This is a genomic window from Paraburkholderia pallida, from assembly GCF_004524855.1.
Classification (GTDB): Bacteria; Pseudomonadota; Gammaproteobacteria; order Burkholderiales; family Burkholderiaceae; genus Paraburkholderia; species Paraburkholderia oxyphila.
Genome location: NZ_CP038151.1, coordinates 1,600,798 through 1,624,014 on the forward strand (window position 1 = coordinate 1,600,798; position 23,217 = coordinate 1,624,014).

A 23,217-nucleotide genomic window follows, 5' to 3' on the forward strand; every position below is an offset into this window, starting at 1 on the left:
CTAATGCCCCGCTTCCGCCAACTGATCACAAGCTCCACGATGGTCACGTGACGCTCGCAGTCCGTCACAATCGCCCGGCCCAGACCACCAACGCGCCAGGCATCATTGTCATGCCGGGAGGCATCGCAACAGGATCGCTCGACAGCATCGATTGGGCAGCGAGCCGGCTTGCGCGCGCAGGGTTCCATGTACTCTCGGTCACCTACCGTTCCGGTTCGCCTGAGCATGACCCGCGGGACGTTCGCATAGCGCTCGAATGGTTTTCCGAGCGAGAAGGCGTTGATGGCAACCGCATCGCGGTATTCGGTATGTCTCGGGGCGGCATGAGCGCGCTGCGGACAGCAGCGCTCGTTCCAGAACTCCGCGCAGCTGTGAGCTTCGGCTCCCCTACCGACCTCCTGCAACACGTGCGCGGCGTAGCCCCGTACGCACCAGGACGTTACCAGCTCCTTTGCGACTGGCTCGGTGGTGCGCCCGACGAGAACCGCGCGTTTTATGAAATGATCCAGCCGATCAGCTACGCGTCACAGATTCGACAGCCAGTACTTGGCATTCACGGTCAGTTCGACATGCATGTTCCCCCCGAGCAAACAATTTGGATGAACGAGGCACTGAGACGGCACGGCAATGAACAAGCCGAAGTGCATTTGATCCCCTTCATGAATCACTACGCTGACGTCACACCAACCTATCAGTTTGGCTTCGATCTCGTGATGGAGCCGGCCTGCGAGTTCTTCAAGCGAGTTCTCGAAACAGCCCCCGCCTGAAGTCAGACCTCGAGAGAGACTAAGCTCGCCTTAAATTGAATTCACTTTGAATTCATATAGGATTAAACGGGAGAAAATTTATGTCCAAGCGCGTTGGCATCATCGGCGCCGGGCTCATGGGACTGCCCATGAGCATCAACTGGTTAGCCCGCGGTTGGGAGCTAATGGGTTATGACGTCGCACCGTCCCGCACTGCGTTGCTCGCTGAGGCGGGCGCGCGCGTCGCGAAGCAGATCGAAGAACTGGCTCAGTTCTCCGAGCTTATCGTGCTCTCCTTACCTTCCAGTGCGGCGCTCGACGATGTCATTGCCACGCTCGCTTCATGCACGGGCGCGCGCCACATAATCGCTGAAACCAGCACGCTCGCTGTCGAAGATAAAGAGCGTGCTGCCGCTCTCCTCGCAGCATCCAGTGGAGCAAAACTGCTTGATTGCCCGATCATCGGCGGTGCAGTTCAGGCCAAGACCGGCATGCTAACTATTCTCGCGAGCGGGGACGAAGAAGCTTGCGGGACGACGGAATCGTTGTGGGGCGACACAGCACGCCAGTATCGATACGTTGGCGGCTTTGGCACAGCGTCAAGGCTCAAATTCGTCGTAAATCATTTCGTCAGTACGACGACGGTCTTGATCGCTGAAACGATGCACTTTGCCGAATGCGCTGGTCTCGACCTCAGGCTCGTCAATGAAATCATTGGCAACAGCCCCGCATCTTCGGGCATCTGGCTCGCACGCGTACCGCTGATGCTGAGCGGAGTCTACGATGACCCAACTACCAAAGCCGCCGAGCTCGCCATTCCGTTCAAGGACACGCGAATCATCGCCGACTTCATCGAGCAGCATGGTGCTCCAACCCCGCTCTTCCACGCCGCCCTTGACATCTATCGCGTAGCGCAAGAACAGAATCGCGCAAATCAAGATGCAGCCGCCCTCTTTGACGTATTCGACTCTCTGATCACTCAACGCAACCCATAGGATCGCGCGATGATAATCGAACAGAGATTCTACCGAGTTCGCCCCCATCTCCTCAAACAATGGCTCGAACTGTGGAAACGCGCCGCACTACCTGTGCAGCTCGAGCATACGCGCCGGCATGGTGGAGATTTTCTCGGCATGTATTTGACCGAAGTTGGCCAGATCGATGAAGTCACGCATCTGTGGCGACACGTCGACGTCGCTCGGCGTATGGAAGCTCGAAGCGGGGTCGAAAGTGATCCTCGTTGGGCCGAATATCGTAAGGAAGTCGATGCACTTGCCCCGATGCTAGCCATGCGAAACACCATTTTTCGGCCGACCGAGTTCTCGCCAGTTTCGATCGAGCCAGTTATGAAAAACGAAGACGCCACTAAAGCCTAATAACAGGAGTTCACAATGATTGACGATATCTTCGTATTCGATAACGCAATTCACCTCTACGACATGTCCGCCCAGAATCTCAGGGACGACCGGCCCGACGCCGCAGTGACTCGAGACAATATCTTGAAATACGTCAAGACATTGCGATGGCCCAGCAACCAGCGCTTTGAAGACCCAAGTTTCAACTGGGCGCGCCGCTGGGAAACAGAGGACATGTACGACCTGGTGTTCAAGCAATCACCTACGGATATGGCGATGGCGCAGGTCGTCCCAATGTTTGACCTCTTTAAGAATGGTGAATCACCTGTCGCGACACAGCATGCAATGGCAGCCGCTTACCCTGATCAGGTGTTGTTCTGCGGAGGTGTCGATCCGATGCATCGCGGGCTCAACTATGCGCTCGATCAGATGGACATCCAGATGCACGACCTCGGCGCGCGCTCTTTCAAGTTCTACAACGGCCACGACCGTATTGCCGACTGTTGGCGCTGCGACGACGAACGACTCGCCTATCCGATGTACGAGCGTGCGCTTGCAGCGGGCGTCAACGTGCTCCAGTTTCATAAGGGCAATCCTTGGGGTCTCCAGAACATGGAGTATCTCCAGCCCTATGATATTCAGGCGCCCGCACGCGATTTCCCCGAGATCTCATTCATCGTCCACCACCTCGCTTTGCCCTACTTCGAGCAGATGGTATCGATTGCCGCCCGCTTTCCCAATGTCTATTTGTCGCTGGCCGGCTATATCAGCCTCTACCGATTCGCTCCGCGCCGCGTTCAAGACCACCTTGGTCGACTGTTGCAGATGGTGGGGCCTGAGAAATTGTTGTGGGCGTCCGAGGCAGCGCTCGCCGGCGGTCCGGCACCGACGCTCAAGGCGTTCATGGAACTCGAGATTCCTGAAGATCTACGCCGTGACTACGGTTACCCGCAAATCACGTACGACACCAAGAAGAAAATTCTTGGCGAGAATTTTGCGCGGTTGATGGGCATCGACATTGAAAGCAAGAAGCGCGAACTTGTTGCCAACGGAAAGCTCCCCCCTCAGAAAGCGGAGGCCGCATGACCATCGAGCTCGAGCAAGTTCAGCAGGCTGTCGCTTCGCTCTCGCGTCTGATCCGCGCACACGCGGGTGGACTTGAGCTCGTTAGCGTCGACGATCTCAACGGCGTCGTAACCGTTCGCTATACAGGTATGTGTGTGGGTTGCGAATTGCGCCCCGTCACGACAGAAGGGTCTGTGCGGCCCGCGCTCATGGCAATCGATGGTGTAACCGAAGTTCGTGTCGCGGGTATGAGTGTCTCCCGTGAAGCGGAGGAGCGGATAGCTCGTGATCTCGAACCGTACGGCGTGCGGGCGCGCGCAGTGCGGCTCACTCGTCAAGCGCGTGGGGTACAGCAATGAAATTCGTTTCGTACACCGGCAGCGACGGTATCGGTCCGCGCGTCGGAGCGCTCTTGAAATCGATTGACATCCCGCAGGAATGTATCGTCGACCTTGAACGGGGCTATGCACTGTACCTAAAGGAAGTTCTCGCTGATCCGTTCGCATCTCAGATTGCTGCCATCCGTATCCCACACGACCTTAGGGCTCTAATCGTTGGTGGCCCGCTCTCGATTGCCGCCGCACGCGAGGCGCTCGCCCACGTTAGCCGGACCCTTGGGGATGCTGGCTACGAAAGATTGCTTACCGCACGCGTGCTTCAACCTGTAAGCAGTACCAAATTACATGCACCGATCGCGAGACCCGGCAAAATCGTGGCTATTGGCGCCAACTACTCTGGCCACATTGCCGAGGGACGGGATGCTGGTGTCCTTCGAGAGCTTCCCGCATACCCGGTCGCCTTCCTGAAGATGCCGTCCGCCGTCATCGGCCATGACGACATCATCGTGCGCTCGCGGCACACCGAAGAGCTGGACTACGAGATCGAACTCTCTATGGTAATTGGCAAGCGCTGCCGCAACGTTCGTGCTGAAAACTGGCGCGACGTAGTAATGGGATTCACGATTGTCAACGACGTCAGCATGCGCGATCTCATCGTCCAAGAAAAGCCTACCGGCGTGGTCTTTCAGGGAAAGAATCTCGACACAACGTGTCCGATGGGACCGTGCATCGTTACCGAGGACGAGATCGCTGATCCCGGCTGTCTCGACATAACTCTGCGAGTGAACGGCCAGACACGACAGCACGACAACACGGGCAATATGATCTTTAGCTGCGGACAGATCATCGAATATTGGTCGTCGCGCCTCACCCTCGAGCCAGGTGACATTGTCACTACGGGCACCACGAGCGGCGTCGCCGGCTTCAACCGTCGCTTTCCTGAGCGTCTCCTGAAGCAGGGTGACGTAGTCGAAGCCGAGATTGCATCAATCGGCACCCTCCGCAATTCCGTGGTTGACGAGAACCCTCGTTCCACGTCAATCCACACCGCCTAAGCCCCCATTACTTACGGAGTAAAACATGACTGAATCTCGCAATCGCTGGCATCTCGATGACGTTTTCATTGTCGACTCGACCGTGCACGGCTACAACACACTGCCCGAAAATCATGTCGATGGAAAATTCAAGGAGCGCGTCGCAATCCAGCTTTCCGACACACTGTACGCCGGTCACAGCAAACTCATCCCCGATGGCAATCCAAAATGGGCGTTGTCGCGCGAGCGCTTTCAGTATGCAGCGGACCCCGATCTTCTCGGACATGCACTTTTCGCAGAAAGTCAGACCGATGTGTGCGTCTATCATGGCACGCCGCTCTACGGCATTTACCGAGACGGCGGTTCGCCCTTGTCGGTAGGCCGAGCAATGCGGGAACGTTGGCCCGATCGGGTGGCCCTCTACGGGCCCGTGAGTCCGTGGCAACCGGATGCCCTCGATGTGATCGACCAACTCGTCGAGGAAGACAAGGTAGTCGGACTCAAGTTCTATCCGATGGACCTCGTGGACGGAGAGGTGCGCAGCTATCGCCTGGACGATCCAGAGATTGCATTTCCTCTGCTCGAACACGCACGCAAGCGCGGCATCAAGATGATCGCAACCCACAAAGCAATCCCGCAAGGTCAAGTGCCGAGCGAGCCGTTTGCACCATTCGACGTCGCCGGCGCTGCAACTGTGTTCCCCGACATGACCTTCGAGGTCGTCCACGGCGGGATCGCCTTTCTCGAGGAAACGGCATGGCAAATGCAGCGCTTCCCGAACGTGACCGTCAACCTTGAAGGCAGCAGCGCCTATTTGCTCCAGCGCTCGCCGAGGCGCTTTGCCGAACTGCTCGGTTCTCTTCTCATGTGGGGCGGCGAGGACAGAATCTTCTGGTCTACGGGCTGCGTTGCGCATCATCCGAGGCCTTTCGTTGAGCTCTTTTGGGACTTTCAGATCCCCGAAGACATGAGCCGCGACTACGGCTATCCGCAATTGACGGAAGCCATCAAGCGCAAGATCCTCGGCCAGAATCACGCGCGCTTCCTCGGCTGGGACGTCGAGGCGCTTCGTGCAAAGCTCGTAAACGATGAGTTCGGCAGGCAGAAAACGCTGGCCGAACCGTGGACCGGTATGCAGGTACGGGAGCGTGCAGCATGAAGACCGAAAAGGAAATTCGAGCAGCCCTGAATTGCGTCATAGATCCATGCAGTGTCGCCGCCGGATGCGCCGCGGGCCTCGATGACATGGGCCTCGTGCGCAAGGTATCGCTGCGCGAAACTGAAGATGGCACTCACGTCGAAGTCGTGATCGCGGTAACTGAATATGGATGTCTCATGGGCGCGCCGTTTGCGACGGAAGCCTATAAGGCGCTTAGCGTTCTCCCGGGTATTACCAACGTCGAGGTCTTGCTCGACAGTCATTTCGACTGGGATCCCGAGGACATGAGTGAAGCCTACCAAGCGAGACTTCATCAGCATCGCGTCGGCAGGAACGGAGTAATTCCGATTCGCCCGATTTCGATGGGGCCGGGCGCCAACGCCAATGCCCCAGCACGAGGAGTTGCTCAGTGAGCGAGACGTTCGACTATCTGATAGTCGGCGCCGGGGCGGCGGGCTCAGTGCTCGCCAACCGGCTAACCGAAAGCGGCAACGCGCGTGTTGCGCTGATTGAGGCCGGCCCAGATCTCGTCGCACAACGTGTCCCACACGACATCGAGAACGTGTTTCCGCTTTCGGCGTTCAACCCGCACTATATGTGGTCCGACTCGAAAGTTCACTGGAGAACAGTACAGGACTCGCCCGCTGTTGCGCTCCAGCAGGGGCGCAACGTCGGCGGCAGTTCGTCGATTATGGGCATGTGGGCGCTCCGCGGCACTCCGCGTGATTACGATGAGTGGCAGGAAGCTGGTGCAGACGGCTGGGGATGGGACGATGTGTTGCCTTGGTTTTGCAAGCTCGAACACGACATCGACTTCGAAGGTCCATTCCACGGCAAATCCGGACCGGTTCCCATTCGGCGAGAAAAGCCAAGGGATTGGCAACCCCTTGCGCGCGCCGTATTTACAGCTACGGCGAAGGCGGGTTTCCGGCATATCGAGGACATGAATGCCGACTTTGGCGATGGTCACTGTTCCTTGCCGATCAGCCGCTTCGAAACATCTCGCGCGTCGGCCGGTCTCTGCTATCTCGACCACGCAACGCGGCAGCGCCCGAACCTGTCGATACTGCCGCGTACTGAGGCGACGCGGCTGCTGTTCGATCGCGGCCGCGTTGTCGGTGCGACTGTGCTGCGCGACGATGGAACCATCGAATCAGTGCGCGCTCGCGAAACCGTCGTAGCCGCAGGCGCATTGCGCTCACCGAGCCTGCTTCTACGCTCTGGTATCGGCCCAGGCAACGAATTGCACGCACTAGGGATTGAGGTCCGCGCAGATCTTCCTGGTGTAGGTCGCAACCTGCAAAATCACCCGATCCTTTTCACGACCGCTTTGCTGCGGCCGCAAGGGCGCGACGCCCCGGGCTGGCGCCCGGCAGGCTCAACATATTTGCGCTGGACCTCAGGGATAGAAGACGGCCCGCCCGGAGACCTGGGACTCTATATTCGTAGCTATCTGTCTTGGCATGCACTTGGTCGCCGCCTAGCGTCGCTCGCCCCCGTCCTTATGCGCCCTGACTCACGCGGCACCGTGCGACTCGATCCCGACGCGCCCGACGGCGCGCCATGCGTAGAGTTCGCGTTCGCCTCGAATGAACGCGATCTCCTTCGCCTCGTTCAGGGCTTCGAGTTCGCGTGCAGGCTCTTCGACGCACCGGAAGTTTCCGAGCTGTGCCATATGCCCTTTGTCATGGAGGATGCGGCACGTCTGATGCGATACAACACGCCGTCGAAGTTCAACGCGGTGCGCGCCGCGGCTGCAGCTGCGTGGATGGACCTCGACCCGCAAGGTGGCATGCGTGTGCTACAGCACTACGCGAGACTTGCGCCACTCGCTTCACTTCGCGGCGGCGGGGATGCATTACTCGACTACATACGCACTTCGGTCACCGGAACCGGCCACGTCTGCGGCACATGCGCCATGGGACGTGCGCACGACCGCATGGCCGTCACCGCTCCAGATGGTGCCGTGCATGGCGTACCGGGCCTACGCGTAGCCGACGCATCGGTCATGCCGCGCGTGCCCGCAGGCAACACTCATATACCGACCATCATGATCGCCGAGAAACTGGCGCATGCCATCGAGAAAGCTTCACGTTGATCAGAAAAAACCGCAAATACAGAGGATACAGATGGAGACAAACCAACGCATCGACGTCGCAGCCGTAATTAATGACGCGAGGTTCAGCCCGCTACAATGGCGCATCTTCACGCTGCTGTTTATTATCATTGTCATCGACGGCTACGACACTCAGTCCATCGCCTTCGTCGCACCGGCCATCAGTGCACAGTGGAAGTTGGCGCCATCTGCGTTCGGTCCAATCTTCTCGGCAGGGCTGACCGGTACCGTACTGGGTGCTGTCCTCTTCGGCATGGCAGCCGACCACTTCGGTCGCCGCCGCCCCATTATCCTTTCGGTCGCGCTGTTTGGCATACTCACGTGGTTCTGCAGTATCGCTGACACCTACACTCAACTCCTCGTATACCGGCTGCTTGCGGGAATCGGCCTCGGCGGTGCGCTCGTGAACTTCCTCGCACTCGCTTCTGAATATGCACCAGAACGACTTCGAAATACTGCCGTTACTATCAGCATGTGGGGGTTCCCCCTTGGTGCCGTAGTAGGCGGCGCATTCGCCGGTCGCATGATTGAACACTTCGGATGGGCTTCAATTTTCCATCTCGGCGCCGTGCTGCCCCTTTTGTGTGTACCACTGCTTATGTTCCTGCTGCCCGAGTCGATCCGCTATGCCACGCTTTCGGATAGGCATCGAGACGGGATCGCTCGCATGCTCTCGCGCATCGACGAAAGCCGCAAATATAGTGCGGATCAAACGTTCTACGTTGCAGAGGTGAGCACGAGCCGTGGGAGTTTCCTGGCACTGTTCCGCAACGGATTCGGCATTCATACGGTCCTGCTATGGTTCACTCTGTTTTCGTCGCTCTGCGTCACCTACTGCCTCATCAATTGGATCCCGTCGTTGCTCAAGCAGATTGGCATGCCGCTGCAGCTGGCCGTTATGGGCACGGCCATGATCAATTTTGCAGCGATTGTGGGGAGCCTATTCGTGGTACGCATCGCAAAGCGCCATACTCTACGCCGCCTCGCGTACGCATACTTGTTTGGCGCATTCGCCATCGCTGGCATTGGTCTCTCAGGAAGCCACACCGTTCCAGTCATGACCTGCATCTTCTTTACGGGATTTTTCATGATCGGAGCGCAATTGGCTGTGACCGCGTATATCACTGGCTTCTATCCGACGTCGATTCGGGGCACCGGCGTCGGCTGGTCGCAAGGCGTGGGCCGCTTCGGCTCGCTGCTCGGGCCGCTAGCGGGCGGGTTCGTGCTCTCCGTTACCGCCCAACCGTCGCAGATGTTTCTCCTTTGCGCAATTCCTTCCGTCGCGGCGGCGTTGGCTCTTTTCCTGCTCGCGCATATATCTGCGCGTGAGCCTGCCAGCAGCAGTTCGACACTTCAAGCAGCGCCACGACAGCAATAAGGCCACGATCCAGGTCGGACAGCACGTCGCGCCAGCGTCGCACGACTACTTACTAGCCCGACCTTCCCTTCCCACGGCTATCCCGCGACCCTTACGCGTCGTGTTTCATCAGTCAGTCGATAGCCTACCTCTGCGCGGCGCACAGCAAACCATGCGCCATAGGTAAAACTGCCGAGTGAATTTAAATTGAATTCAAACTAAATTCACTTCAAGGCGAACGACGTATCTTGTCCAGCATCATCAAAATTAGGCAATCATTTAATAAAATTGGTTAGGAGACTTAAATTGAATCGACGGATTTGTCTTGCTCTCATATTCGTTTCCGGGGGAGCATGCGCGCAAAGCAGTGTGACACTTTGGGGCCGTGTCGATGCAGGTGTTCAGTACTTGACGGACGTGGCATCGCAGAAAGGCTCGCGCTCAAATCTATGGAGCATGGACAGCGGGGACGCGGGAGCGAGCGCGTGGGGCATAAACGGCGTAGAGGACATTGGCAACGGCTATAAAATCAATTTCAAGCTGCTAGATTACATTCTCTTGACTAACGGCATGAGTTCCAATCCGTTCTGGCAAAATGCCTATGTCGGAATGTCGGGGCCGTTTGGTTCGTTCCGTATGGGCCGCGACAATGCGATCGTCAAAGACGGGACCTACGACTACGATCCGTTCTACCAACAGCATATCGGCATGGAGTCACTCGTTCGAGGGGCCAACTGGCCTAACCTCAGCAACACCTTCAGCTACTATTCGCCTTCATTCGCCGGCTTCGACGTGGGGTTCCAGTACTCCTTGAGCGGGGTACCCGGCCAGTTCAACAGTGGCAGGGCCAGTGGTGTACAGCTGACATACCGGTTCGGCGCTTTCTCGACTCGCGCCGTTTATCAGGAGATCCGCGATGCCAACAGTCAATTCAGCGATCTCTTTGCAGCGCAGAAACAGGTTTTCATCGGCGCCGGCTACACGGGCAGCCTCTTCAAAATCCAAGCGGCCTACACATTCATGGCTGCTCCTCAGGCACCCGCCACCAGTCCTCGTTATGCGGACTACGTATGGGCCGGCGTCACATACAATGCATTGGGGCCGTTCAAGGTTGTGGTAGGGGGTGCGTGGTTACACCAGCGCGATGGTCACGGAAACGCGACGCTTCTTGCCATCGGTCCGACGTACAATTTGTCGAAACGAACGTATCTTTACACCACCGCGGGGTATGTCATTAACGGCAAAAACACCAACTTCAGTCCAGTGGAGCAGCCCGTGGGCTCCGCAATGAACCCTGCGATAGGCCACAACCAGTTCGGCCTCTTCAGCGGCATCATGCACTACTTCTAGACGACGATGCACGACGCCCTCCAACGCGTGCATCCACTGCACTCTATCCATCGAGGCTTTGATGAAGAACCGGTACATCCCTCTGCTTTTTGCTCTGCTCGCCGCGCAGACTCTCTTGTCTACCACGCCCACGTTCGCACAACCCCAAGCGCCACAGGGCGCCAGCCTGCCCTCTTTACGTGATCTGAAACACCCTTCGCCAGAAGATAAGCAACTGATCAAGGCCGTGCGCCGAAAGCTCTCGAGGACCGCCGGACTTAATCCGTCGAGTGTTTCCGTACTGGCACACAATGGAATCATAGTTTTGACGGGCACGGTACCGACGCAGGACGAGATAGGTCTCGCGACCTCCGCCGCTTCACAGGTACCTGGCGTCACGTCGGTGATCGATAAGCTGACCATCCGCGCACCGATCTAAGATGCACACCCTTGGAGGCGGCGCTCGCGCCGCTCCCGTCAGCAGCGACCGTCTGCCTGACGAGAACAGTTGAGTAGCAGATTTGTGTAGAAAGCTAGCGGCCAGCACGGCCCTACAATAGAAAGTTAAGGGCTGCCGGAGCGTAGCGCTGCGCATTGCTCAGAAATCAACTCGGGAGTGGAGATTCACGCTGCGCCCCCATCCCAAGCTCCTTTTCGGCAGTGAGCTTCCTCAGGTGACGAGGACGTCAATGGCCTATAATGAGGTCGCCGCGCATGGGGCGCGACCGTCTACTCCGCCAAGCAATGTCCGAGACCACGCATCTGCACCACCAGATTACAGAAATCCTCCGGGACCGGATCGTGGACGGGGTACTCGCCCCCGGCACCCCCATTTCAGAGCGCGAACTGTGCGCTGAGTTCAACGTGTCACGCACGCCGCTGCGCGAGGCGTTGAAAGTGTTGGCCTCAGAGGGGCTCGTTCAGCTTTTCCGCAATCGCGGCGCCGTCGTCGCAGCGATTTCCGTTGAGATGATTGAGGAGAAGCTCGGAATCATTGGCGCGCTAGAAGGTTACGCTGCCCGACAAGCCTGCCTGCACGCAACGGACGAGGAGATCGCCGAACTTGTGCGACTACATAAAGCGTTCGCCAGCGAATACGACCCGGCAACTCCCGAAAAGTACTTCGAGCTGCACCAAGCTCTTCATCGTCGTATCATCGACCTAGCGAATAACCAAGCCTTGCGTGACACGTATAGTTTACTTTCACGCCATGTCCAGCGTGCACGCGTCGAAGGGCTGAAGCGCCATTCAAAGCTGCCTGATGTTGTAGACGAAAACGCCGCCATTGTCCGCGCCATCCGCGCGCGCGACACCGCAGCTGCACAACGTGCTGTCGAAAAGCACCTAAGTCGCATAGCGCAGACGGTGCTGATGCACTTCCGCGCACGCTAATCGTGGCGCATGCTCCGTTGGGCGGCCATAAGCTGCTGACTTAACCGTTCATCACGGGCGTAGCAGACGGTCTTGCCGGTGGCAGCCGGCTCGGCGCCCAAGGCGGCGCGCACCGTGTCGCGCTGGTATCGTCGATGTCCGCCGACAGTCCGGCTGAACGACACAAACAGCCCCTGTCGATGCCAGCGACGCAGTATCGCCACCGCCACGCCCAGTTCTGCCGCCGGCTCGCCAATTGACAAGAGTCGCATCCGATATCTCCACTTAGATACCGGGTGCAGAACTCGCTTTAAACGCGATGGTCAGGTTTGTGCGGACTTAACCGTCAATGCTGGAAACCCGCGCTGTGGCAAGGGATGCGATCGATGTCGCCGGTCGCCGCGTATTCGCGCACAGCATTCTTTACGGTCAGGGATGACCCGGTCCCAGCCGGGTCAGAGAGTGAACGCGGCGAGTCGCGCTAGGCGTCGAGGCGATACAACGTCGAGGCCACGCCAAAGCGCTGTTCAGCGCTCAAGCTGTTGGTCACAGCCAAGTAGCGAGTGCCGCCTTCCGTAAAGCTGATGGCCGACGTTGCCCCACTCGTTTCGAAGGTATCAATGAGCGCGAACCCGTTGCCCACCCATTGAAACACTTGTGATTCGCGTTCGACGACAGGTGCTTGGGGTGTGCCAGTGATGAAACACACGCGCACAAGATAGAGTTCGCGCCCGCCTTCGATGAGGCAGAGCTCGCGACCTCCCGCCTTACTCAACTGCTGCGCCTCGACAAAGCGTTCGCCGTCGAATTGATAGAGCGTTGTGTGGGCGAGCAGATTTGCGTGGACCATCCAGAATTTGCCATCCGCCTCGAAGAAGCGGAACGTGCGGCCGCCCTTCTCCTCGAAGCGCTGCAATGTGACAAACTGTTCACCGTTCCAGCGCAGCACCGACGAACCACTCACATGATCCGAATACGCAAGAAGGTGCATGCCGCCGTGTTGGAAGTAATTCCAGTCGTAGCCCCACAGACCTTCTATGGTTTGAAAGAGTTCGAAGCGCTCGCCAACCCACTCAAAGATTCGCGAAGTGCGTGGATGCGTCGCATCCACACCGTCCACAGTTACGCCTTGCGCCAACGCAAGAAATTGCCTTTCGCCGACTGCGAACGCTCGCCATTGCTTCGCCGCGAACGCAGCGAAGTACTGCATCGCCTCCCATGCGCCATCGCGCCACTCGTAGATCGCGGCTTGCGTGTTGAGGTCGTACGGTCCACGTCCTGTACGAATTCCCGCCGTGGCGAGGAATTGCCTGGAGCCGATTTCGAAGTATTCGACGTCCTCGCCACCCCTTAACGGCAGCGCGCCACATTGAACGAAGCGTTCATCCTCCATACGAAAGATTGGCGCCTCGATATCGCTGTCGCCACCGTTCATGTACGCTGGCTCGCCAGGTACATCACGCGCGAGCTGTGCCACGGCAAGGTAGCGGACGTCGTCCAGTTTCCAAGTCGCCAACGCACGCGCACCTGTCGTTTCGAGTTCCTGAATCGGCGTCAAGATACGTTCTCTCACTGATTTTTTCTCCTTTTCCTAAATTACTACCGTCGGTTGGGGATCTGGGTGCCTAATTCTTCCCTTCCGCAACAACGAGGGTAATGTCAGCCTCGGACTCGCTTTCGCCAGCCAATCCCGCGCCACGTCTCCAGAAGCTCGCCAGTGCAACCCCACCAGCAGCGAACAATGTCAGCACGCCCGCAAAACCAAACAACCTGTCAAACGCAACCTGATGCGCCAGCATCAAACCGCCAATCATCGGGCCGATGATCGAGCCAAGCCGACCAATTGCCATTGTCCAACCCACTCCAGACGCGCGCACGGCCGACGGGAACAGACGACTGGCAATCGCGGGAAATGTCAGTTGACCGCCAACAAGGAAGACCCCCACGAGGAACAGCGTGCCGAACAACGCACCGCCTACGCCGATGAGCAGTCCTAGTGCGCACGTCAACAGTGCGCCGCCGACGAATGATGCAGCTACCGGACGGAACGGCTCGCGGCAGCGGACAATCCATGACAACCCTAGCGCGCCTACGATCGCCCCGACATTAAGAACGACTGCGCCAAGCGCCGCTCGGGCAGGTGGCACACCGTTCATGTTCAGTATGGTCGGAATGAAACTGACCAAAAACCCGGAGACGATCATGCTCGCGAGCACCCCGCACCAGAGCGCGAAGGCGGGCGCGGCCCTGCCCTGTGCGAGGATTGCACCCAGCCTCGCATGAGCTTGAGTTTGAAGTGCGGATCCGACTTCCCGCGCTGGGATTAGCCAAATCACGGGAGCCAGCATCGCAAGCGCGAACGTCCCCCCCATCCAGAACACGATCTGCCAGCCGAAATGGGTCATCAGCGCTGCCGAAATCGCGCCACCAACAACCGCGCCGAGAGGGAAGCCGATGAACATTAGAATGACGAGCGATGAACGCCGTCTCGGAGAGGCAGACTCCGCAGTAATCGCTGCGACCGCCGGAATCGCACCGCCCATCCCGAGACCACCGATAAAGCGCAGAAGCGCGAGTTCCGACGCCGAAGTAGCGAGCGCGCAAGCGAGCGTGAGCAAGCCCGTGAGCGCGAGCGCCGCAATCAACATCGGCTTGCGGCCAAAGCGATCGGCGGCTGGTCCCACAGCTATTGACCCAACAACCGTGCCAATGAAACCTGCGCCGAAAACGCGGCCAAGTGACGCGTGATCGATCTGGAGTGCATGCGAAATTAGCGGTGCAACGAATGAGAGCATCAACGTATCGAAGCCGTCTATCATCGATACAGCGAAACAGACCAGCGTGACTAGTGCGGCGCGCTCTGCGGAACGGGCGTTCATGTTCGCGTCTCCTGCTGGCGACGAACATGGCGTCGCCCTTTCGTTATCGAGATGTTTTCCACCGCGACGAAGGACGCCGTGTCACGCGCTGCCCTTCGGGGGATATTCGACATCGGTGAAACCCGGTATCGGCACGCGCGTGGGATCGTTGCCATTCGCATGCAACTTGTCGACGATATAGTCGGCAACGCAATTGGAGAGCAGTTGCGCCGGATCTTCCATGATTCGGCGTAGCCGCGCCGTCGTCGCCGTACGATCGCTCAGATCCGTGATTGGCGGCATGCCGTCGGCGGTCTGGGGTTCGAAGCGGTAGCCAGCATGGTCCGGGAACAGCTCTCGGGCGACATCGATGCTTGCGCGTGTGTTGAGCCACAGCAGCCTATAGTTGCGCTCCAACTTCGCGAGCCCTGCTTCGTCGGGCAACTGCGCGACAGAGAACGACGGCGCATGAGGAGCGACAAGCACCCGCTCAGGCAGCAACACACGCTCGGACGTCCGCCAGAGCAGGTAGCACATATTGTTCGATGCCCAAGTCACACCAGCAGTTGGCCGCCCCGCCTGTCCGCTCACCAGCGCCATCGCGCGGCTCCAGTCCAACCGCTGCTCGCGGAGCCAATTACCGATGCGATAGACAATATCGAGGTAGGCAAGCCCGAACGTGGCGAACATGACGTCATTCATTGGCACGCTCCCGCCGTCCCCTGCACGCGGCGCGAAGAACTGCGCATTCAGTACGTCGAAGCTCAGTTGCGTGGGGTCCTGCAACGCGCGCTCGAGCATGTTAAGCGACGCGCCACACGTATAGTCGACGAGATTGACGATCTTCTGTTCATAACCCGCAAAGCTCGCAACGTTCACGTACTCGCGCCAGAGCTGGAGCGAGTTGGCCTCGCGCGTTTTTTGCACGTGACCGAGCAATCGTTGTGCGTCGGTGCGCCATTGCGCCTCGGCACCATCGTTGCCGGCCAGTTCGCGCATACGCGCCAGGTACGCGAGCGCGAGTGGCAGATGCGAGACAGCAGTCAACTCGATAAAGCCGCGCGTGGATTTGCGGAAGCTCTCGATCTTCGGCGCCGCGCCGTCGCCCGGGAACAGCACGATGTCCGAGCCTGTCGAAACAATGATCGGATCGCGGGCGGTTAGTTCTGCCATCTGCACGCTCAGATGCCCGCCGATGCTCTGCGGGTCAGATGTGAAGGCGCGAAACAAGCCCGCGAAAGCTGGATCTGGCTGATAATTCATGTTTGCCTCTCCTGCCACCTCAGAAGTTGAACAGTCGCGCGGGGTTATCCGCGAGAATCGCCCGGTGCACGGCTGCGTCGTCAGTCCACCGCGCGAGCAGGTTGAGCAATTCGCCGGTATCGCGTGATCCGTCCGGAATATGCGGCCAATCCGAGCCCCAGATGACCTTGCGCGGCGCGGCCGCGATAATGCCCTTCGCCATCGGCGCGACTGCGTCATAGCCGCGGTGCTTGGAAATGCGGTACGGCGCGCTGAGTTTGAGCCAACAGTTACCGTCGCGAAGCAAATCGAGCAGACGTGCGAAGTCGTCTTGCGTGAGACCATCTTCTTCCAGCATGTAGCCCATATGGTCGATAACGTAATCAGTCTGCACGTCCGCGAGGAACGGAATCAGGTTGCGTACCACCCAGCCCGGCGCATAGAACTGCAGATGCCAGCCAAGCGATGCGCAGCGCTTCGCCATACGCGTGATGTACTGCTGGATCTCGGCCGTCGGCAGCGCCGAACGTGCGAACAGGTCCAGACGCACAGCGCGTACGCCTGCCTTGTGGAAGCTGTCGAGCATAGCTGCGTCGGTCTCCTCCTCAATCATCGCGACGCCGCGTGCGATCGAACCGGCCATCTTGAGCGCGTCGATCATGCAACGATTGTCCGTCCCGTAAAAACTCGGCTGTACGATCACGAAGCGCCTGAGCTTCAGAACCTCCATGAGCTGCAAATAGGAAGCAAGCTTGCCGTCCGGCAGCGTGTAATGCGGGCGCGCAACACACGGATAGCGGTCGAGTGGGCCAAATACATGCATGTGGGCGTCGCACGCAAGATCGGGCACCGCAAACGCAGGGCGTTCGAGCGTCTGGCAATCGCGCATGGGCGTGGAGACGAGCGGAGTATCGGTAGTGTTAGCCATGACTTCCTGTAGTTCGATGTATTAGTGGGTTGCACGGGCCTGGGCAGCCCTTTGCTGCAGCGCAGCCAGAAATAGATCGGTATCGATGCCGGCGAAGAGGAACGGCTTCGCGCCTTCGCGGCGCAACGAGGCGAGCGTTTCTCCGTCGGGCATTCCGCCGACGATCGCCGCCTTCCCGTGCCGACGAGCGGCCGCCAGCACGTGACGGCACGCTTCGACGATTTCGGGGTGCGTGGGCTCGCCCGCGTGACCGAGATCGGCCGAAAGATCGTTGCAGCCAAGCGCCACAATATCCACGCCTTCCACCGCAGCGATCTCGTCGGCAGCCTGCACACCTGCGCGACTTTCGATGAGCACCTTGAGAGCACTCGCCGCATTCACTTTGGTGTTCATCTCACGCACCGCCAGCGGGGCGTAGCCTACATGCGGCAACGACAGGATTTGTGAGCGTTGGCCGAGCGGCGCGAAGCGCGTGGCCGTGACGGCAACCCGAGCCTCTTCAGCACTCTCGATGCGTGCCACGATGATCCCAAGTGCCCCGCCGTCGAGTACTCGATTAATCATCCCATAGTCGCGCTCGGGTACGCGTACCCACGGCATCAACCCGAGATCCTGGGCACATAGGCACATCTGCGACACAGCATCAACCGGCATCGTGCTGTGTTCCATATCTATCCAGATAGTGTCGTAACCAGCTGCTTTCGCCCAGCGCACGATTTCGGGTGTCCGCGAGGCGCGGATCCCTAGCGCTACAACACTATGCCCCTCACGCAGGCGCTCGAGCAGTTCCGCTCCGTTCATGTCTTCTCCGTTTGCCCTATCGGTCGACGAAAGTATGACCCATGCCAATGTTTTGTATTATTCTCTAATTTCATTTTATTGATTTACAAAACATATCAATGAATCTGCGCCATCTTGAGTACTTTGCGGTCTTGGCTGAGGAGCTTCACTTCCGACGCACCGCCGAGCGCCTTGGAATAACACAGGCACCCCTAAGCCTCGCGATACAGGCGCTTGAGGCAGAACTTGGGGCCCGCCTGTTTCATCGCACCAGGCGGGAGGTTTCATTAACCGAGGCGGGAATGGCGCTCGTCGACGATGCGCGAGCGATCCTTGCACGGGTCGAGCACGCCAAAGAGTCAATTTGGGAGACTGTGAGTGGGAACGTAGGCCGGTTGCGGGTGGGATTCACAAACGCATCGTCACTCTCTCCCACATTTCCGAAACTCATACATGCTTACCGCACTCAACGGCCCAACGTAAATATTTCGTTGATTGAACTGTCATCAGCGAAACAGCTCGAGGCTCTTGAGCAACGGGAGTTGGACGTAGGTTTGTTGCGCGCCCCCGAGGGCCCGCTTCCGGCAAGCATTGTGGTGGCAGCGCTCTACACCGAACCACTGCTCCTGGCAGTGCAATCACACAATCACTTCGCCAAGGCGCGGAAGGTCCGACTTGCTGATTTGCGTGACGAGCCGTTCATCGCGTATCCCCAGAAAGCCGGCGTCGTGATCCACGAGCAAACCCTATCGCTGTGCTCGAAGCGTGGCTTCCAGCCAAAGGTCGTGCAGGAAGCACAACAAGCTTCAACCCTCATTGGCCTAATTGCGACAGGCCTAGGTGTTGCGCTTGTTCCAGCGTCGCTGCGTGCCATAGTTATCCCCGGAGTTGTGTTTCGTACGCTCGACGATGACGACACATCAACGACACTTTCCGTGGCGCATCGCTACGGAGACGCAAATGCTCGGGTAGCCCTATTCGTGGAACTCGCGCTATCTTTCCGGTAGTCCCCCCGGCCTCAGCCTGCCGCTGCCGTGCACGGCGCGGGAAGAACCGGGATTCCTTTTGCTAGACGGTGACGTCACGCCGCGAATGTGCCCTGCGCTGCTTTGATGTCGCGGTAATGATAGGGCCACACTTGAGGCGGACCATCTCAACACCGTCCAGACCCTGCTAGTCCGCGCATCTTCCACAGCAGCCACAAGGCTGGGTTAATAGGCCTCATCGGTCGAATCGGACCAATCGCCTGCGGCATTGCATTCGTACCGCACCATAGTTCGGAACTGGCTCCAGCACGCGTCGAGAGAGCACTGACTTCACCGCCAGCCTAGAGTTTCCGCATCCCGACGCTTCCCTCGGTACGCGAGAAACATATCAGCATGCATCACGCGTAGGTCTGCGTGCTGCGACTGCTACAACGATAGTCAACAGTGCGTCGAGCCCTCTCGAACCCGACGATCAAGTTTCCCCAGGCAAGATCAACGAACAAGCCACGTTGGCAAACGTTTCTCGAAAAACGCTGCAAAACCCTCTCGAGCTTCCTCCGTGGAGCGGGCACGTGCGATGGTTCGCGCAGCCACGTCGTTGAGCGCTGGAACAAGGTTGTAATCGCCAATCTGGTCAAAGAATGTCTTGATTTGCCCAAGGGCCTTGGGTCCATTCGCGCGCAGCTCGGTCATCACCTTGTCCGTCGCGTTGTCAAGCTCCTCTGGAGCAACTACCTGGTGCACCAAACCTAGACTCAGAGCCTCATGCGCGCTCAACTGAGTTCCAGTCAACGCTAAACGACGCGCCTGGCGCTGTCCGACGGCCTCAACGAGGTACGGGCCGATTACGGCCGGTAGTATCCCAAAACGTGCCTCACTGACCGAAAAGCGTGCCGACGCGCTCGATATCACAATATCGTGCGCGGCACAGAGCCCGACGCCTCCACCAAATGCATGTCCATGCACTCGCGCAATCGTCGGCTTAGAACAACCTCTAATGGCTTCCATCATCGCGGAAAACCGTCTTGCGTCCGCGAGATTTTCGTCATGACCATTTAGACTTGCTCTTTTCATCCATTGGAGGTCAGCACCCGCGCAGAACGCGCGCCCTGACGACCGAAGCAGCACCATTCTGACATCATCGTCTGCGGAGAGACCCGAATAGACCTCCGTCAGCTCCGCAATCATGACCTCGTCAAAAGCGTTCAGCACGGACTCACGCGCGAGCGCGACACTCGCCAAACCTGCTCCGTCAAGCGCTAGCTCAATTGTTTTGAAATTCTGCTTCATAGCTATGTTCCTTCGCACTTGGTACATTCAAAGAAGGCTTTATGCACTCAACTTGGAAACGATCTTTGCGTTACTGTGTATCGGCATACGTCCCCACCGATGGGCAGATAGCAGCGGCGAAGCGCGATATCTTTCCTCGCCGTAATGCTCTCTCAGATTTATCAACACTCGATGAAAGAGTTCCACACCTACCTCATCCGCCCATTTGAGTGGACCGATAGGGTAATTGACACCCTTTTCCATCGCCAAATCCACATCCTCAGCAGAGCAGACACCCTGATCAACGGCGTCGGAAGCCTCGTTTACAAGCATGGCGACTGTCCGCATGACCACCATACCCGCCACATCCTTCAGCGGAACTACTTCATAGTGACACCTCTGGAGCGCACCAACTATTGCGCGATACGCAGGTTCCGCACATTGCATTGACCGAGATACGCCCACACGTTTAGTCGCCAGGTAATCCTGGGCGAAATCGACCAGAACCACCTCTCGGCCAATTTCGGAGGCGCGCTTCGTTGCCGTTCGACCGTCGGTCTGCATTAGAAAAACACCGTCGATCTCGGCGATGACATCAGGCTCCGCTGTCCGTTCACCTGATACAAGCAATCCCGCATCTATCAACCGTTCCTGCAACTTCGCTCCGGACGATGACTTTGGCCCAAGCTTCACGTTCTCTGGTGCGGATGCCAGTGGTTCAATAGTGGGTTCGGGTCTCTCCGCGCCTTCCGAATAGTCAAAAAAGCCACGCCCCGTCTTCCGGCCCAAGAAGCCGCCGTCTACTAGCTCACGTTGAATGATCGAAGGCGCAAAGCGACGGTCCGCAAACATCGCACTGAAGACTGACTCTGTGACGGCAAAATTCACGTCATGCCCAATCAGATCCATCAATTCGAGCGGTCCCATGCGAAACTGACCTGCTTCGCGCATTAAGGCATCAATTGATGCTGCGTCCGCGACCTTTTCGCTTAGCGAACGCAATCCTTCAGCATAATATGGCCGGGCCACACGGTTCACGATAAAGCCGGGCGTACTTTTTGTATGTACGGGAACCTTGCCCCAATCTCTAGCGGTCGAATAGACGCAATCGGCAATATCTCGTGACGTTGCGAGACCGCTCACTACCTCAACGAGGGCCATGACTGGCGCTGGATTGAAGAAGTGCATTCCAATCAGACGCTCGGGTCGCTTCATTTGCGCGCCAATCGCTGTGATGGAAATCGACGAGGTATTCGTTGCCAGGATGCAGGCATCCTCTACAATCGCTTCGACGTCGGCGAATATTTTCCGCTTTACGTCAAGCCGCTCCGCAACGGCCTCCACAACCAGACCCACCCCTTTTATCTCACTGATGTCATTCACGGCTACGATTCGCGAGATAGCCGACTGAGCTTCAGCTTCACACATCTTTCCCTTTACAATCGCCTTCCCTAGCGCGGTCTCGATGGATCGGATAGCGTTGCTCACAGCATCTTTTTTGACGTCGAACAGGATGACGCGATGCCCTGCAAGTGCAGCAACATGTGCAATTCCTGCCCCCATCGCCCCCGCTCCAATTACAGCTACGGAGCTGGACTTAGACAAACCTTCACACATTTAATACTCCTGATTTTTTTCTCACTGCGAGAGCAAATTTATGCCCATCCCTAGCTCGCCAGCCCGACACCCTTTACCACCAATCCTCAAAATTACAAGATCTGATTACCTGAAATAGTCCGTGGTCGGGCTACTAAACGCGCTGTGCATTCGACTCAATATGGGATTGGGGAGACGAAGGACTCGCGACGGACCGACGCATACGGCCATAGATCGATTCGATGCAATAGTCGCCGAGTGCACAACGCTCGCCCCATCTTTTGGACGGAGGAGAAGTCCATCGTACGCAACGGCTCCTGTTCGCCCCCCAATACAGCAACGTGCAGCGAAGCCCCCTCATTTTGCTCAGACAAATAGACACCAGTCGACTCAGGCGGTACAGGGTTTTCCATGCCTTGCAGCTTCAAATTGGGAGATCCTATACTCGAACCGTCAGGTGCCTTACCATTTGTGGCATCATACACTAGGACGGCGGGTCGTGGTCTTGAATGACGACCTGGCGCGACCACGTGCGTAATTGATCTAGTGCCTCCGGCAACGTCACTCGATGGAATAGTTCGCCGAAAATGAACCGATATGTATGCCGAATCTACGCCCAAATCGTCAGGCGCCATACAATTTCCGAGTATCGTGGTGGTTACCCCAGGCCCTGATTATTCTGGAAATGTGACAGCGGCAAGGAGTTGATGTGATGAACAACCTGGAACGAACCGCGCCTAAGAACGGCCATTCGTCGATAGCCTCTATAGGTTTGACCGACGATTGGATTCTCGCGGATGCACAAGCATTCTCCTCGCTTACGAGTCGCGAGCGCACGGTCTGCATTGGAATTCTAACTGGCTACACGTCTGAAGGAATCGCACTCAACCTTGGCATTTCCATCAACAGTGTCTTGACGTATCGGAAACGTGTGTATGAGAAGCTTGGTATTACCTCGCAAAACGAGCTGTTTATGCTGACGTTTCGCCACCTGCTTGAACAAAGAGCTATAACGACACAGCGTGATTCGATCTTGGATGAAGCTCCCGGCGTCGCCGCCTGAGCGACCGTCCGGACCGGTTCGGTAGCTGCGTCAGTCCCCTCTACAAAGGAGTCGATTCGCTGATCGCTTCCGCACGGTCTGCAAGTTGATTAAGCAGTTGAGTCAACATCGTAAGTTCCGTAGCGTCCATGCGTCCAAAAGCAAACGTCAGGCGACGGCAATGATCGTCCATGATGCGCTTAAGACGCCTACGGCCCTGTGTGCTGAGTTTTACGCGTAAATTGCGCCGATCAACGAGATCCTCGACACGCACCACAAAATCATCCTTCACCAATCCATCGACCAGGCCAGAAATCGTGGCGCGTGTCACGGAAAGCTGGTTGCCCAGCTGCGAGAAGGTGACTGGTTCATCACCCGCCGCCCACACAAGCATCAGCAGTCCCATTTTCGCGGGCGTCAGATCTGTGTTCGAGAGCCATGCTGAGAATGCATTGTCTACGCGCTGGGCCGTCCGGCGCAATGCATAGATGGCGTCGAAAATTTCCGGCGGCAATTCCGGATACATGCGGTGATAGCGCTCCGTCCAGGCGGGCGGCAACGCGTACTGTCCGTGTTTGATTTGGGGATCTTTTTTTGTCATTTGCTGATCAGCCGTCTGCCTGAGGGAGTGGTCATTCGCTGCATC

Annotated in this window: 24 protein-coding genes; 15 read left to right on the forward strand and 9 right to left on the reverse strand. The window is 57.8% G+C overall.

Annotated elements, in window-relative coordinates:
* Positions 1-47: 47 nt before the first annotated feature.
* The 13 genes from E1956_RS41820 to E1956_RS41880 all read left to right on the forward strand — a co-directional run bounded on the left by E1956_RS41820 (position 48) and on the right by E1956_RS41880 (position 11,891).
* Entirely contained in the window at positions 48-767 is a 720-nt protein-coding gene (locus E1956_RS41820; RefSeq protein ID WP_134759262.1) for an alpha/beta hydrolase family protein, read from the forward strand.
* 80 nt (positions 768-847) lie between these two features.
* On the forward strand, positions 848-1,741 hold the full coding sequence (locus E1956_RS41825) for an NAD(P)-dependent oxidoreductase (protein ID WP_134759264.1): 894 nt from the start codon (positions 848-850) through the stop codon (positions 1,739-1,741).
* A 9-nt stretch (positions 1,742-1,750) separates the two neighbouring features.
* On the forward strand, positions 1,751-2,122 hold the full coding sequence (locus E1956_RS41830) for an NIPSNAP family protein (RefSeq protein WP_134759266.1): 372 nt from the start codon (positions 1,751-1,753) through the stop codon (positions 2,120-2,122).
* 15 nt (positions 2,123-2,137) lie between these two features.
* Complete coding sequence (locus E1956_RS41835; RefSeq protein ID WP_134759268.1) at positions 2,138-3,187, forward strand: amidohydrolase family protein; 1,050 nt, start codon at positions 2,138-2,140, stop codon at positions 3,185-3,187.
* On the forward strand, positions 3,184-3,525 hold the full coding sequence (locus E1956_RS41840; RefSeq protein ID WP_134759270.1) for a NifU family protein: 342 nt from the start codon (positions 3,184-3,186) through the stop codon (positions 3,523-3,525). Before E1956_RS41835 ends, E1956_RS41840 begins: the two co-directional genes overlap by 4 nt.
* Complete coding sequence (locus E1956_RS41845) at positions 3,522-4,559, forward strand: fumarylacetoacetate hydrolase family protein (protein ID WP_134759272.1); 1,038 nt, start codon at positions 3,522-3,524, stop codon at positions 4,557-4,559. Before E1956_RS41840 ends, E1956_RS41845 begins: the two co-directional genes overlap by 4 nt.
* A 25-nt stretch (positions 4,560-4,584) precedes the next feature.
* Positions 4,585-5,697, forward strand: coding sequence for an amidohydrolase family protein (locus tag E1956_RS41850; protein WP_134759274.1), 1,113 nt, complete (start codon positions 4,585-4,587; stop codon positions 5,695-5,697).
* Positions 5,694-6,110 carry a metal-sulfur cluster assembly factor gene (locus E1956_RS41855; RefSeq protein WP_134759277.1) on the forward strand — a complete coding sequence of 139 codons (417 nt, stop codon included), beginning with the start codon at positions 5,694-5,696 and terminating at the stop codon, positions 6,108-6,110. The genes E1956_RS41850 and E1956_RS41855 overlap by 4 nt, the downstream gene beginning before the upstream one ends.
* Complete coding sequence (locus E1956_RS41860; protein ID WP_134759279.1) at positions 6,107-7,795, forward strand: GMC family oxidoreductase; 1,689 nt, start codon at positions 6,107-6,109, stop codon at positions 7,793-7,795. The genes E1956_RS41855 and E1956_RS41860 overlap by 4 nt, the downstream gene beginning before the upstream one ends.
* A 31-nt stretch (positions 7,796-7,826) precedes the next feature.
* Entirely contained in the window at positions 7,827-9,191 is a 1,365-nt protein-coding gene (locus tag E1956_RS41865; protein ID WP_167760298.1) for an MFS transporter, read from the forward strand.
* Positions 9,192-9,476: 285 nt separating this feature from the next.
* Positions 9,477-10,520 (forward strand): porin, encoded by a 1,044-nt coding sequence (locus E1956_RS41870; protein ID WP_167760299.1) that lies wholly within the window; start codon positions 9,477-9,479, stop codon positions 10,518-10,520.
* A 61-nt stretch (positions 10,521-10,581) separates the two neighbouring features.
* A complete protein-coding gene (locus E1956_RS41875) occupies positions 10,582-10,938 on the forward strand; it encodes a BON domain-containing protein (protein ID WP_134759285.1) in 357 nt (118 codons plus the stop codon).
* A gap of 305 nt (positions 10,939-11,243) precedes the next feature.
* Positions 11,244-11,891 carry a GntR family transcriptional regulator gene (locus E1956_RS41880; protein WP_167760300.1) on the forward strand — a complete coding sequence of 216 codons (648 nt, stop codon included), beginning with the start codon at positions 11,244-11,246 and terminating at the stop codon, positions 11,889-11,891.
* Here E1956_RS41880 and E1956_RS41885 read toward each other — a convergent pair.
* The 6 genes from E1956_RS41885 to E1956_RS41910 all read right to left on the reverse strand — a co-directional run bounded on the left by E1956_RS41885 (position 11,888) and on the right by E1956_RS41910 (position 17,699).
* Entirely contained in the window at positions 11,888-12,142 is a 255-nt protein-coding gene (locus E1956_RS41885; RefSeq protein ID WP_134759289.1) for a MerR family DNA-binding transcriptional regulator, read from the reverse strand. The two genes, E1956_RS41880 and E1956_RS41885, sit on opposite strands and share 4 nt — an antisense overlap.
* 209 nt (positions 12,143-12,351) lie before the next feature.
* Positions 12,352-13,443 carry a hypothetical protein gene (locus E1956_RS41890; RefSeq protein WP_134759291.1) on the reverse strand — a complete coding sequence of 364 codons (1,092 nt, stop codon included), beginning with the start codon at positions 13,441-13,443 and terminating at the stop codon, positions 12,352-12,354.
* A 52-nt stretch (positions 13,444-13,495) separates the two neighbouring features.
* Positions 13,496-14,749: an MFS transporter gene (locus E1956_RS41895; RefSeq protein WP_134759293.1), complete on the reverse strand. Its 1,254-nt coding sequence runs from the start codon at positions 14,747-14,749 to the stop codon at positions 13,496-13,498.
* Between the two features lie 81 nt (positions 14,750-14,830).
* Positions 14,831-15,991, reverse strand: a complete 1,161-nt coding sequence (locus tag E1956_RS41900; RefSeq protein ID WP_134759295.1) for a DUF5624 domain-containing protein — start codon at positions 15,989-15,991, stop codon at positions 14,831-14,833.
* A gap of 19 nt (positions 15,992-16,010) precedes the next feature.
* Positions 16,011-16,898: an amidohydrolase family protein gene (locus E1956_RS41905; RefSeq protein ID WP_134759297.1), complete on the reverse strand. Its 888-nt coding sequence runs from the start codon at positions 16,896-16,898 to the stop codon at positions 16,011-16,013.
* A 21-nt stretch (positions 16,899-16,919) separates the two neighbouring features.
* On the reverse strand, positions 16,920-17,699 hold the full coding sequence (locus E1956_RS41910) for an HpcH/HpaI aldolase family protein (protein WP_134759299.1): 780 nt from the start codon (positions 17,697-17,699) through the stop codon (positions 16,920-16,922).
* 98 nt (positions 17,700-17,797) lie between these two features.
* On the opposite strand from E1956_RS41910, the gene E1956_RS41915 reads away from it, so the two are divergent.
* Entirely contained in the window at positions 17,798-18,685 is an 888-nt protein-coding gene (locus E1956_RS41915) for a LysR family transcriptional regulator (RefSeq protein WP_134759301.1), read from the forward strand.
* A 471-nt stretch (positions 18,686-19,156) separates the two neighbouring features.
* Here E1956_RS41915 and E1956_RS41920 read toward each other — a convergent pair whose 3' ends face one another.
* Together E1956_RS41920 and E1956_RS41925 are read right to left on the reverse strand one after the other, a co-directional pair.
* Positions 19,157-19,954, reverse strand: a complete 798-nt coding sequence (locus E1956_RS41920) for an enoyl-CoA hydratase-related protein (RefSeq protein ID WP_134759303.1) — start codon at positions 19,952-19,954, stop codon at positions 19,157-19,159.
* A 39-nt stretch (positions 19,955-19,993) separates the two neighbouring features.
* Entirely contained in the window at positions 19,994-21,550 is a 1,557-nt protein-coding gene (locus E1956_RS41925) for a 3-hydroxyacyl-CoA dehydrogenase (RefSeq protein WP_134759305.1), read from the reverse strand.
* Between the two features lie 691 nt (positions 21,551-22,241).
* Here E1956_RS41925 and E1956_RS41930 point away from each other — a divergent pair.
* Positions 22,242-22,592 (forward strand): helix-turn-helix transcriptional regulator, encoded by a 351-nt coding sequence (locus E1956_RS41930; RefSeq protein ID WP_134759307.1) that lies wholly within the window; start codon positions 22,242-22,244, stop codon positions 22,590-22,592.
* 40 nt (positions 22,593-22,632) lie between these two features.
* On the opposite strand, the gene E1956_RS41935 is transcribed toward E1956_RS41930, so the two are convergent.
* Positions 22,633-23,172, reverse strand: a complete 540-nt coding sequence (locus E1956_RS41935; protein WP_134759309.1) for a MarR family winged helix-turn-helix transcriptional regulator — start codon at positions 23,170-23,172, stop codon at positions 22,633-22,635.
* Positions 23,173-23,217 lie beyond the last annotated feature (45 nt).

Coding starts and splice junctions, on each gene's coding strand:
- E1956_RS41825 (WP_134759264.1), top strand. CDS start 848: ATGTCCAAGCGCGTTGGCATCATCGGCGCCGGGCTCATGGGACTGCCC.
- E1956_RS41830 (WP_134759266.1), top strand. CDS start 1,751: ATGATAATCGAACAGAGATTCTACCGAGTTCGCCCCCATCTCCTCAAA.
- E1956_RS41835 (WP_134759268.1), top strand. CDS start 2,138: ATGATTGACGATATCTTCGTATTCGATAACGCAATTCACCTCTACGAC.
- E1956_RS41840 (WP_134759270.1), top strand. CDS start 3,184: ATGACCATCGAGCTCGAGCAAGTTCAGCAGGCTGTCGCTTCGCTCTCG.
- E1956_RS41845 (WP_134759272.1), top strand. CDS start 3,522: ATGAAATTCGTTTCGTACACCGGCAGCGACGGTATCGGTCCGCGCGTC.
- E1956_RS41850 (WP_134759274.1), top strand. CDS start 4,585: ATGACTGAATCTCGCAATCGCTGGCATCTCGATGACGTTTTCATTGTC.
- E1956_RS41855 (WP_134759277.1), top strand. CDS start 5,694: ATGAAGACCGAAAAGGAAATTCGAGCAGCCCTGAATTGCGTCATAGAT.
- E1956_RS41865 (WP_167760298.1), top strand. CDS start 7,827: ATGGAGACAAACCAACGCATCGACGTCGCAGCCGTAATTAATGACGCG.
- E1956_RS41875 (WP_134759285.1), top strand. CDS start 10,582: ATGAAGAACCGGTACATCCCTCTGCTTTTTGCTCTGCTCGCCGCGCAG.
- E1956_RS41880 (WP_167760300.1), top strand. CDS start 11,244: ATGTCCGAGACCACGCATCTGCACCACCAGATTACAGAAATCCTCCGG.
- E1956_RS41885 (WP_134759289.1), bottom strand. CDS start 12,142: ATGCGACTCTTGTCAATTGGCGAGCCGGCGGCAGAACTGGGCGTGGCG.
- E1956_RS41895 (WP_134759293.1), bottom strand. CDS start 14,749: ATGAACGCCCGTTCCGCAGAGCGCGCCGCACTAGTCACGCTGGTCTGT.
- E1956_RS41900 (WP_134759295.1), bottom strand. CDS start 15,991: ATGAATTATCAGCCAGATCCAGCTTTCGCGGGCTTGTTTCGCGCCTTC.
- E1956_RS41905 (WP_134759297.1), bottom strand. CDS start 16,898: ATGGCTAACACTACCGATACTCCGCTCGTCTCCACGCCCATGCGCGAT.
- E1956_RS41910 (WP_134759299.1), bottom strand. CDS start 17,699: ATGAACGGAGCGGAACTGCTCGAGCGCCTGCGTGAGGGGCATAGTGTT.
- E1956_RS41915 (WP_134759301.1), top strand. CDS start 17,798: ATGAATCTGCGCCATCTTGAGTACTTTGCGGTCTTGGCTGAGGAGCTT.
- E1956_RS41920 (WP_134759303.1), bottom strand. CDS start 19,954: ATGAAGCAGAATTTCAAAACAATTGAGCTAGCGCTTGACGGAGCAGGT.
- E1956_RS41925 (WP_134759305.1), bottom strand. CDS start 21,550: ATGTGTGAAGGTTTGTCTAAGTCCAGCTCCGTAGCTGTAATTGGAGCG.
- E1956_RS41930 (WP_134759307.1), top strand. CDS start 22,242: ATGAACAACCTGGAACGAACCGCGCCTAAGAACGGCCATTCGTCGATA.
- E1956_RS41935 (WP_134759309.1), bottom strand. CDS start 23,172: ATGACAAAAAAAGATCCCCAAATCAAACACGGACAGTACGCGTTGCCG.